Origin of the sequence: Proteus sp. PR00208, from assembly GCF_016238545.1 — a bacterium.
Taxonomy (GTDB): Bacteria; Pseudomonadota; Gammaproteobacteria; order Enterobacterales; family Enterobacteriaceae; genus Proteus.
This window is the reverse complement of sequence record NZ_JAEHQE010000036.1, coordinates 1-11848: the sequence shown is the minus strand read 5'-3', so window position 1 is coordinate 11848 and position 11848 is coordinate 1. Positions and strand designations below refer to the sequence as shown.

General features: G+C 37.4%; 7 protein-coding genes. 3 read left to right on the top strand and 4 right to left on the bottom strand.

What is annotated here, in order from left to right; translation table 11 throughout:
- Positions 1 to 10: 10 nt before the first annotated feature.
- On the bottom strand, positions 11 to 562 hold the full coding sequence (locus tag JEP36_RS17335) for a fimbrial protein (protein ID WP_198625662.1): 552 nt from the start codon (positions 560 to 562) through the stop codon (positions 11 to 13).
- Positions 563 to 900: 338 nt separating this feature from the next.
- Positions 901 to 1524, bottom strand: a complete 624-nt coding sequence (locus JEP36_RS17330; RefSeq protein ID WP_198620014.1) for an FMN-dependent NADH-azoreductase — start codon at positions 1522 to 1524, stop codon at positions 901 to 903.
- 233 nt (positions 1525 to 1757) lie between these two features.
- Here JEP36_RS17330 and hrpA point away from each other — a divergent pair, with 233 nt between their 5' ends.
- Positions 1758 to 5654: an ATP-dependent RNA helicase HrpA gene (gene hrpA / locus JEP36_RS17325; protein WP_198630536.1), complete on the top strand. Its 3897-nt coding sequence runs from the start codon at positions 1758 to 1760 to the stop codon at positions 5652 to 5654.
- 251 nt (positions 5655 to 5905) lie between these two features.
- On the opposite strand, the gene JEP36_RS17320 is transcribed toward hrpA, so the two are convergent.
- Together JEP36_RS17320 and ydgH are read right to left on the bottom strand one after the other, a co-directional pair.
- Positions 5906 to 7300 (bottom strand): basic amino acid/polyamine antiporter, encoded by a 1395-nt coding sequence (locus tag JEP36_RS17320; RefSeq protein WP_109372269.1) that lies wholly within the window; start codon positions 7298 to 7300, stop codon positions 5906 to 5908.
- A 264-nt stretch (positions 7301 to 7564) separates the two neighbouring features.
- On the bottom strand, positions 7565 to 8518 hold the full coding sequence (gene ydgH / locus JEP36_RS17315) for a DUF1471 family protein YdgH (RefSeq protein WP_100158325.1): 954 nt from the start codon (positions 8516 to 8518) through the stop codon (positions 7565 to 7567).
- A gap of 386 nt (positions 8519 to 8904) precedes the next feature.
- Between ydgH and pntA the strand changes: the two genes are divergently transcribed.
- A complete protein-coding gene (gene pntA / locus JEP36_RS17310) occupies positions 8905 to 10434 on the top strand; it encodes a Re/Si-specific NAD(P)(+) transhydrogenase subunit alpha (RefSeq protein WP_198630535.1) in 1530 nt (509 codons plus the stop codon).
- A gap of 11 nt (positions 10435 to 10445) precedes the next feature.
- Positions 10446 to 11834 carry a Re/Si-specific NAD(P)(+) transhydrogenase subunit beta gene (gene pntB, locus JEP36_RS17305; protein ID WP_198620018.1) on the top strand — a complete coding sequence of 463 codons (1389 nt, stop codon included), beginning with the start codon at positions 10446 to 10448 and terminating at the stop codon, positions 11832 to 11834.
- The last annotated feature ends 14 nt before the right edge of the window (positions 11835 to 11848 follow it).

Below are 11848 nucleotides of genomic sequence, written 5' to 3'. Positions count from 1 at the left end.
TTTTTAAATTTTAATTTAGGTCTTCAATATCAGAATAAATAACATCAAAACTTAAGCTAGCCGTTACTTGGCCAGGTGTTGCGCTTGCATTGTCTGGTTTTTTATAATTGGCTAGAAATTCATAACTTGCCGTATTATCATCACCATCAATATTTACTTTAAATGCTGGATTTTCTGCTATTGATAAGTCTATTTCATTTCCATCTGCATTTAAAATAGCAACAGATACATTACTACCATCTTTTGCTGTATTTTTTAATATACTTTCTCCGTTATTTTTAACTCTTAATTTTATATTCTGAAGGCCATCAGAACAATTTGTAAAATTAATGTTAATTGGTAGTGCGTCCACGTTTGCCAAATGGGTATCTGCAAAATTATTTGCTTGAACGTCATGTAATTTAATTGGTGCTATATTTTGTAACTCACAGCGAAGATTTGGTGTTACTAAGCCACTAATTTCAACTGAACCTATACCATTTTCTACATATTCAACTGCATTTGATTGGGTCGATAAAAAACTTGTAGATAAAATGAGCATTGAGAGTAAATTCTTTTTCATTTAAAATTCCATTTATTGAATTAATAAAATTATTTAATAATCTTCTTATCTCTAGAAGCAAAAAAATATTATTAATTTATCTTTTTAAAATCAAATTTAATTCAATCCTATATATCTATTTTTAGCGTGAATAATAGAATAAATTCTTTTTTTAAAACTAATTCTTAAATTATTTTTTTAATAAATCAGGTTATTTCGGAATTATCTTCTTTTAAGGTTTTTTAGTTATAACTCAATAAGGTCTTTTTTATAAAAAATTAAGTGATATTGATATATCTTTAATATTTAGATATAAAAAAAGCACCTAGTTAGGTGCTTTTATAAAAAGATAAAATTAATTATTTTGCGGTGATATTTTTTGTACTAATTACAGTATCAATTTCTTTTTGTGCTTGCAGATGAGATTGCTGTGCATATTCTTCACCAAATGCAGTACCCTCAGCCATAATAAATTGTACGTCATTGATACCGATAAAAGCTAAAAACTGTGTAAGGAATGGAACAATCAAATCAGAAGGCTTATCTTTATGAACACCACCACGACTGGTTAATACAACAGCTTGTTTGTTTTCGAGTAAACCAACAGCACCCGCTTCTGTATAAGTAAATGTTTCGCCTGCGCGAGCAATAAAATCGATATAATGTTTTAATTGCGCTGAAATTGAGAAGTTATACATTGGTGCAGCAATCACAATCATATCGTGTGCTTTTAATTCATTAATCAGTTCATCTGATAAAGCTCTAGCTGATTTTTGCTCATCAGAGAGTATGGAAACATCTTTGCCAAAGGCAAATAAGGTGGCTTGATCTAGAGCTGGTATAGGATCTTTAGCGAGATCACGTACAGTAATCAGGTCGTCTTTATGGTTTTTTTGCCAATTTTCAATTAAGTAATCGGTCATTTTATTACTGTGTGAATAGCTATCTAAAATGCTGGATTTCAGTACAAGGATCTTTTTCATTATTTTCTCGTGGGCTATAAAATGTTCTATTTATTTAAATTTATTGGTTAATAGTAGTTTACCCAATCTTTAAAATATCACATCACAATACTTTGAATATGCTATTCAAAATTATTGATTATATGAAATCATATACTAAGAAATTTAATCAAGCCTTTATGTGCAAATAGCCTGTTGTGATATTATGAACTCAATAGTTTTGATTAGAATAACCTCAAAAAGGATAATAAAAGGTGACATTATCATCTGCCACGCTCTATCAAGAAATAGAGCAATTATCGTTGCGGGAGCAGCAGCGATTAAGAAAACGTCTACGTGGCGTCGCTAAAATTAATAATGAAGAGTCTAAACAAGCGGTATTAAGTGCAATTAAAGAAGATATTAATACGGCACAACAGATGATAATTCGCCGTCGTGCTAATTGTCCTGAAATTACTTACCCAGAAAACCTGCCTGTTAGTCAAAAGAAAGATGCTATTTATAATGCAATAAAAGATAACCAAGTCGTTATTATTGCAGGGGAAACTGGCTCTGGTAAAACAACACAGATCCCTAAAATTTGTCTTGAATTAGGACGAGGGATCAAGGGGTTTATTGGACATACTCAGCCTCGTCGTTTAGCTGCACGTTCAGTAGCCGAACGTATCGCTCATGAATTAAAAAGTACGTTAGGCGGATCTGTAGGTTATAAGGTTCGCTTTAGTGATCATGTTGGCGATAATACCCTCGTTAAGCTAATGACAGATGGTATTTTATTGGCGGAATTACAGCAAGATAAGCTATTACTACAATATGACACTATCATTATTGATGAAGCCCATGAACGTAGTTTAAATATCGACTTTATTCTTGGCTATTTAAAGCAGTTATTACCTAAGCGCCCTGATTTAAAAGTTATTATTACTTCTGCAACCATCGACCCTGAACGTTTTTCCAAGCATTTCAATCAAGCACCGATTATTGAAGTATCTGGCCGAACTTATCCTGTTGAAGTGAGATATCGTCCTATTGGTGGTGACGAACTTGACAGTGATAAGGATATGACCGATGGCATTGTTGATGCTATTGATGAATTAAGCAGAGAAAGTGCGGGTGATATTCTTATTTTTATGAGCGGTGAGCGAGAAATTCGTGACACTGCTGATGCGCTGAATAAATTACAACTTCGCCATACTGAAGTATTGCCTTTATTTGCCCGTTTATCTAACAGTGAACAAAACCGAATTTTTCATCCTCATAATGGCAGGCGCATTATTTTAGCCACTAACGTTGCCGAAACTTCATTAACTGTGCCAGGTATTAAGTACGTTATTGATACCGGTTTTGCGCGTGTTAGTCGTTATAGTTATCGCACTAAAGTACAACGACTTCCAATAGAGCCTATTTCTCAAGCTTCAGCAAATCAGAGAAAAGGGCGTTGTGGTCGTGTTTCTGATGGTATTTGTATTCGTCTTTATTCAGAAGATGATTTTATTTCTCGTTCTGAATTTACTGATCCAGAAATATTAAGAACTAACCTTGCATCTGTTATTTTGCAAATGACGTCGATAGGATTAGGTGATATTAGTGCTTTCCCATTTGTACAGCCACCTGATAAACGCAATATTCAGGATGGTGTCCGTTTATTAGAAGAACTAGGCGCGTTACAAGACGAAACCGACCACAATGGTGCTTATCGTTTAACCCCAATGGGGAAACAACTTGCACAACTTCCTATTGATCCTCGTTTGGCGAGAATGGTACTTGAAGCACGTAAATATGGTGCAGTAAAAGAGTTGATGGTTATTACATCCGCACTTTCAATTCAAGATCCTCGTGAAAGACCGATGGATAAACAGCAAGCTTCTGATGAAAAACATCGACGCTTCCAAGATAAAGATTCTGATTTCTTGTCTTTTTTAAATATGTGGGATTATTTAAAAACTCAACAAAAAGAGTTGAGCCATTCCCAATTTAGAAAGCTATGTCGCCAAGAATTTTTAAACTTTATGCGTGTTCGAGAATGGCAAGATGTTTATACGCAATTGCGACAAGTTGTTAAAGAATTAGGTTTTCCTGTTAATAGCGAACCCGCTGATTTTAGAAGTATTCACGTTGCTCTACTCAGTGGCTTGTTGTCACATATTGGTCAAAAAGATGCCGATAAACAAGAATTTACAGGTGCGAGAAATGCTCGTTTTTCTATTTATCCTGGCTCTGGTTTATTTAAAAAACCACCAAAATGGACAATGGTGGCAGAGTTAGTCGAGACGTCTCGTTTATGGGGACGAATCGCAGCGCGCGTTGAACCTGAATGGATTGAACCTATCGCCGAACATCTAGTGAAACATCACTATAGCGAACCACATTGGTCAAAAGCGCAAGGCGCTGTAATGGCTAATGAAAAAGTTACGTTATATGGTTTACCTATTGTTGCCTCTCGACCTATTAATTATAGCCAAATTGATCCGTTATTATGTCGTGAGCTATTTATCCGCCATGCGTTAGTAGAAGGTGATTGGCAAACTCGTCATGCATTCTTCCGTGACAATTTAAAATTACGGACTGAAGTGGAAGAGTTAGAGCATAAATCTCGTCGTCGTGACATTCTTGTTGATGATGAAACAATGTTTACTTTCTACGATCAGCGAATACCACAAGACGTTGTTTCATCACGTCATTTTGATAAATGGTGGAAAGAAGCACAAAAAGCATCACCTGATCTGCTTAACTTTGAAAAAAGTATGCTTATCAAGGATGATGCCAAACGTGTTAGCGCACTAGATTATCCAAATTATTGGCATCAAGATAATTTAAAATTACGCTTAACTTATCAATTTGAACCGGGTACGGCAGCTGATGGTGTCACTGTTCATATTCCATTACCGATTTTAAATCAGGTAAAAGACGAAGGTTTTGATTGGCAAATTCCAGGTATTCGTCATGAATTGATAGTGGCCTTAATTAAGTCATTACCAAAGCCTATCCGTCGTAATTTTGTACCAGCACCTAATTATGCTTCTGCTTTTTTAGAACGTGTTCCTCAAGTTGAAGGCGGCTTACTCGATAAACTCGAAAACGAATTACGCCGAATGACAGGAGTGACCGTTGATAGAGAGAGTTGGCAACTTGATCAAGTTGCTGATCACTTAAAAATGACATTCCGTGTTGTTGGCGATAAAAATAAAACGCTGGCAGAAAGTAAAGATCTCAATAAATTAAAAGAGAACTTAAAGGAAAAAGTGCAAGAAACATTATCAGCAGTAGCTGATGATGGTATCGAACAACAAGATTTACATATTTGGAGTTTTGGTGATTTGCCTCAGCGTTATGAGCAAAAACGGGGTGGCTATTCAGTGAAAGCTTATCCAGCACTCGTTGATGAAAAAAACAGTGTGGGTATTAAGCTTTTTGAAACAGAATCTGAACAGCAAGCTTCAATGTGGAAAGGAGTAAGACGACTATTATTATTAAATATTCCGTCACCGATAAAATACCTACATGAGAAATTACCAAATAAAGCAAAACTTGGTCTTTACTTTAATCCTTATGGCAAAGTGTTAGAGTTGATTGATGATTGTATTGCTTGTGGTGTTGATAAACTAATGGCGTCTTATGGTGGTTTAGTTTGGCAAGAAGGCGAGTATCAAAAACTGCAAGAATATGTCAGAGCTGAACTAAACGATGCTGTAGTCGAAATAGCAAAACAAGTTGAATCTATTTTGACTCAAGTTTTTGCCATCAATAAACGTTTAAAAGGGCGGGTGGATATTAGCGTTGCTTTTGCATTGTCTGATATTAAAGCTCAACTTAGTCAGTTAGTTTTTCCTGGTTTTGTTACCTCTCATGGATGGAAACGTCTTGCGGATATTCCTCGTTATTTGAGTGCAATTGAAAAACGAATGGAAAAACTGGCCATTGATCCTAATCGCGATCGCGCTCAAATGAGCAGAGTTGAAAATGTTATTCAACAGTGGCAACAGTGGTTAGGTAAGCTAACAGAGAAACAAAAGCAGCAAGAGGAAGTGCAAAATATTCGTTGGATGATAGAGGAACTGAGAGTAAGCCTGTTCGCTCAACAGATAGGTACACCGTATCCAATATCAGATAAACGTATATTGCAGGCGATGGAACAAGTTAGTTTTAACTAATTTAATAGTGACATTTTTAAACCCACGGGAACTCATGCTTCTTGTGGGTTTTTATTGCCTAGCTAATAAATAGCTAGCTATTTATTAGTTACAACATACAATGTATTTCTTAATTTATAACTACCTAACCATCGATATTAAAAAAACAGCTTAGCAGGGGAATTTTTTTGACTTAAGTGAAATTGATTTTTGGAGAGAAGGAAGGGAAAGGTAAGAGAGGCACTGTTTTTCGAGTACCTCTCAGATTGTCTTTAGTAAATAGTTAAGTAGCCTAATGCCGGAATAGCGCCAAATAAGACTAGTGCTAACAGAATTCGCTCACTTATATGCAATGGTTTTTTATCTTTATACTGCTTGCGTGTATATAAAAACATTAGGATACCTGGTGCATACAGAACGACAGAGAGTAATAAATTAATAACACCTGATGCATAAAGTAGCCATAAACCGTAAAGACTTGCAGGTATGGCTATTAATAATAAGGCACGGCTACTGCGTGCAATTGCCACTTTAAATAAAAATGCACCGACGAGAAAGTAAGGAACAAGGATCATCTCTGATGCAATGGTCAGTAATGTATTGTAGTTACTTCCCGTCAACCAAATTAAAACTAAAGAGAATTGGACTGCACAATTGGTAAACCATAATGAAGATGAAGGCGCATCATTTTTATTCTGCTTCCCTAATTGTTTAGGGAAAGAGTGATGTAGTGCGGCAATATAAGGCACTTCTGCCGCCATAATTGTCCAACTTAAATATGCACCACATACAGAGAGAATAAGACCCGCTGCAATAATTATCTCGCCTATGTTACCAATAAGCTGAACAAGTAACGGCGCCATTGACGGGTTTTTCATCGCTGCTAATTCTGCTTGGCTAACTAAACCTTGCGATAATAAAGTGACAAGAATATAGATAACTAATGCGATGACAACGGCGAGTACTGTTGCTAAACCAACATCACGACGATTTTTAGCTCTTGCGGAAACTACGACCGCGCCTTCAATACCAATAAATACCCACAGTGTAATCAACATGGTATTTTTGACTTGATCCCAAACAGGGACACCCAGATTTACACCTTTAAAATCAAGGGTAAATATATCCATATTGAAAGCTAATAGGGCGACAATAACAAATAACCCTAAAGGAAGGAGTTTTGCCATTGTCGCCATTAAATTAATGCTGGCTGCAGTTTGAACACCACGTAATACAAGAAAATGGACAACCCAAAGTAAGATTGACTCTCCAATTAATGCTTGCCATGTATTCCCATCACCAAAAATAACGTTCTCTGGTGTATCTGTAAAAAAACTAAAGGCAGCAAAAACAATAACAAGATAAGAAACGTTAGCAACAACAGCGCAGACCCAATAACCCCATGCTGAACAAAAACCAATAAATTCACCAAATCCTTCTTTCGCATAGGTAAAAATGCCACCATCAAGATCAGGTCGAAGGCGCGAGAGGAGTAATAAAGATGTAGCAAGAAAGAGGATGCCAATGCCAGTTATCACCCAGCCAATAATCAATGCGGCAGGGCTGGCAACTTCGGCCATATTTTGAGGCAAACTGAATACACCTGCACCAACCATTGAGCTTAATACTAACGCGGTGAGTGATATTAAGCCAAGTTTCTTATTCAAGGATAATTACCTACGTGATTAAAATTGTAAATAAATAGCGTATTTTCTTGTTTTTTGGTCAGTAAATAGAATAAATATGAATATCTCAAATTTAAATAAAGATAAAAACACTAAAAAACAGCGAGATTTTACGGAGAGTTGACTTGGTTGTCTATGCATTAAATCATAAAAATTATGCACTTTTACAAAATGAGGTTGGTTTTGATGATATTTTGAGTAAAAAAAACCTCGCATCAGCAAGGTTTTTTTAATTAGGACGCTTTATTACTTGAATAGGTCAGCGGTAATAGTGACTGTACCACCATCACTTTGCCATTCATTTGTAATATGGTAATACTTGGCACCTTTTGCAGCTGCACGTTTAGCAACTTGATAAGAAATCTCTGGTGAGTTTACAAAGTATCCGCTAAATGTAATGGTATCAAATGGATCCATTAATGCAGCAGCTGCTTTGTTGACTTCTTGGATTTCAGTACCATCAGGTAATGTGACAGTGTAACGACCACTAGCACCCGAAGTTTGTGTATCAGCAAATGTTCCTACACTTCTATCAAAATCAGTGTTCGATGCAAGACCAGGTTTTTCAACTTTATTGGCAGCGGCTCCGCCTTCTGCAATAAGTGCGCGACCTGCATCTGAGTCATAAGGAACGACAGCCTCTGGTGCTTGAATTGCACGTTTAGGCGCATCTTTTTTGTAGATATAAGCTGTTACTTCTTGGTTACCACCATCATTTGTTGATACGTTACGTACAATAAAGAATGATGCAGCACCTTTTTTAGCAGCTGCTTTTGCAATTGCGTCGTTAATATCAGGGGTTGTAGGGTAGTAACCGCGGATAGAAACTGTATCAAATGGTTGTAGCAGAATTGCTTCAGGTTTTGGTAGTTCTTTCACGCCATGAAAGACGCGATAGCTTTCTTGATCTGCTTTGGGTGCATCTTTATGGTATAGATCAGCAGTAACACTCATGTTGCCGCTATCACTAATATCATCTAGGCCTTGAATATAGAAACTATCAGCACCGACTTTATCCGCACGACGAGATACCGCATCAGCGGCTTCATAAATAGCGTTAAAACGACCGATAACTGTAATTCTTTCAAATGGTTTTAGTTCTGCAGCTTGTTCGGGTGTTAATTCCTGAGCAGCCTGCGCAACAGTGATATTAGTTAAAGACAACATCGCTGCTGCGATGACTGAGGTTTTCAGCTTCATACAAAATCCTTCCGCCTTGCGCAATTAATATTGGTCATGTGCTGAACGTCGTGGTTTATCACATAGGGATTAATTATTACATGTAATAATAGCATTTGTCGCATTATTTTATTTAGCGAATCACCACAGAGTCAAATGACCAGTATATGTTACCAGATATTTACCTGAATATAGTGAATAATTCATAAATATGCCTTTTCGACTAAAATGATCTAATTAAGTTCAATTTTAGCTTTACACAGATATAGATTATTGGTTTTATTTTCAGTAGGTTATTAGAACTCCGATTAATGGCATGCATATTATTATTTTTAACATTTTTTTTGCATGAATGTGAAGTTAACGGAGAAGTTTTAACAGAACTCTATGGATAAGAAGGGAAAATTATGCGAATTGGTATACCCAAAGAGCGACTTTCTAATGAAACAAGGGTTGCAGCTACACCAGCTACAGTGACTCAACTCATAAAATTAGGATTTACAGTCGCAGTTGAAAATGGCGCAGGTATTGCCTCAAGCTTTGAAGATAAAGCTTATCAGGACGCCGGTGCCGAGATCCTCGCTCTTCAAAATGTTTGGGAATCAGACATTATTTTGAAGGTAAATGCACCTCTGGATAATGAAATTACGTTGCTACAAGATGGCGCGACACTGGTAAGTTTTATTTGGCCAGCTCAAAATGCGGCATTACTCGAAAAGTTAGCTGAAAAGAATATTAACGTGATGGCAATGGATAGTGTGCCACGTATTTCTCGTGCACAATCTCTTGATGCGTTAAGTTCAATGGCAAATATTGCAGGCTACCGTGCTGTTGTAGAAGCTGCCCATGAATTCGGAAGATTCTTTACTGGACAAATTACCGCCGCAGGTAAAGTGCCACCAGCTAAAGTGATGGTTATTGGTGCTGGAGTTGCAGGTCTTGCTGCGATTGGTGCCGCAGGAAGTCTTGGTGCAATTGTTCGCGCATTTGATACTCGCCCTGAAGTTAAAGAGCAAGTTCAAAGCATGGGTGCTGAATTCCTTGAGCTTGATTTTAAAGAAGAAGCGGGCAGTGGTGATGGTTATGCTAAGGTAATGTCAAAAGCATTTATTGATGCTGAAATGGCATTATTTGCAGAACAAGCAAAAGATGTTGATATCATCATTACAACGGCATTAATTCCAGGAAAAACCGCTCCTCGTTTAATTACGAAAGAGATGGTCGATTCAATGAAGCCAGGAAGTGTTGTAGTCGACCTTGCGGCTCAAAATGGTGGCAACTGCGAATATACCGTGCCTAATGAAGTCTTTACGACAGAACATGGTGTAAAAATCATTGGTTACACTGATTTAGCTGCTCGTTTACCAGCACAGTCATCTCAACTTTATGGTACTAACTTAGTTAATCTATTGAAATTATTGTGTAAAGAAAAAGACGGTAATATCAATATTGATTTTGATGATGTTGTCATCCGTGGTGTGACTGTAATTCGTGCGGGTGAAGTAACATGGCCTGCGCCACCAATTCAAGTTTCAGCACAACCTAAAGTTACTCCTGCTGCAAAACCACAAGAAAAACCCGTTGCTAAACCGGTTTCACCTTGGAAGAAATACAGTTTATTAGCGATAGCCTTTTTATTGTTTGCATGGCTTGCAAATGTTGCACCGAAAGAGTTTTTATCTCACTTTACGGTATTCGCACTTTCTTGTGTTGTAGGTTATTACGTTGTTTGGAATGTAAGTCATTCATTGCACACGCCATTAATGTCAGTAACAAATGCAATTTCAGGCATTATTGTCGTTGGTGCTTTACTCCAAATTGGTAGTGGTGGCTGGGTTAGCCTATTTTCGTTTATCGCAATATTGATTGCGAGTATTAATATTTTTGGTGGATTTACTGTTACTCAACGTATGTTGAAAATGTTCCGTAAAGGATAAGGGAGACAATTATGTCCAGCGGAGTTGTTACAGCGGCATATATTGTCGCCGCAATATTATTTATTTTCAGCCTTGCCGGCTTATCAAAGCATGAAACCTCTAAACAAGGTAACTACTTTGGTATTGCAGGGATGGCAATTGCATTGTTCGCAACCATTTTCGGGCCTTATGCTGGCAATGTGAGTTGGATCATTATTGCAATGGTAATCGGTGCCGTTATTGGTATTCGTTTAGCTAAAAAAGTCGAAATGACTCAAATGCCAGAATTGGTCGCAATCTTGCACAGCTTTGTAGGTTTAGCGGCAGTTTTAGTGGGCTTTAACAGTTATCTTGACCACAATACAGCAATGGATCCTGTTATGGTGAATATCCACCTAACAGAAGTCTTTTTAGGGATCTTCATTGGTGCTGTTACATTTACGGGTTCGATTGTCGCTTATGGTAAATTAAGTGGGAAAATGTCATCTAAACCGATGATGTTACCTAATCGTCATAAATTAAATCTTGCAGCTTTAGTGGTTTCTTTTTTATTGATGGTTTGGTTTGTTAAAACTGACAGTGTTGGTTTACAAGTTTTCTTAATCATCATAATGACTGTGATTGCCTTGGCATTTGGTTGGCATTTAGTTGCGTCAATTGGTGGTGCGGATATGCCAGTTGTTGTTTCGATGCTGAACTCTTACTCAGGATGGGCAGCAGCAGCAGCAGGCTTTATGTTAAGCAATGACTTGTTAATTGTAACGGGTGCATTAGTGGGTTCTTCAGGTGCTATCCTTTCTTATATTATGTGTAAGGCGATGAATCGCTCTTTTATTAGCGTAATAGCGGGCGGATTTGGTACTGATGGCTCAGCCTCAACAGAAGAAGGTGAAATGGGTGAGTACCGCGAAACAACCGCGGAAGAAGTGGCTGATATGCTGAAAAATTCAACCTCAGTCATTATCACTCCAGGTTATGGATTAGCGGTTGCTCAAGCACAATACCCTGTTCATGATATTACTGAAAAATTACGCCAGCGTGGTGTGAAAGTGCGTTTTGGTATTCACCCAGTAGCAGGGCGTTTACCGGGTCACATGAATGTATTGTTAGCAGAGGCTAAAGTGCCTTATGACGTTGTATTAGAAATGGATGAAATCAATGATGATTTCTCTGACACTGATACAGTCTTGGTTATTGGCGCTAACGATACAGTAAACCCAGCGGCACAAGATGATCCAAATAGCCCAATTGCAGGTATGCCAGTATTAGAAGTGTGGAAAGCGCAAAATGTTATTGTGTTTAAACGCTCAATGAATACCGGTTATGCAGGGGTTCAGAATCCACTATTCTTTAAAGAGAATACACAGATGTTGTTTGGCGATGCTAAAGCCAGTGTGGATGCAATATTAAAAGCACTGTAATAGATACAGATAGC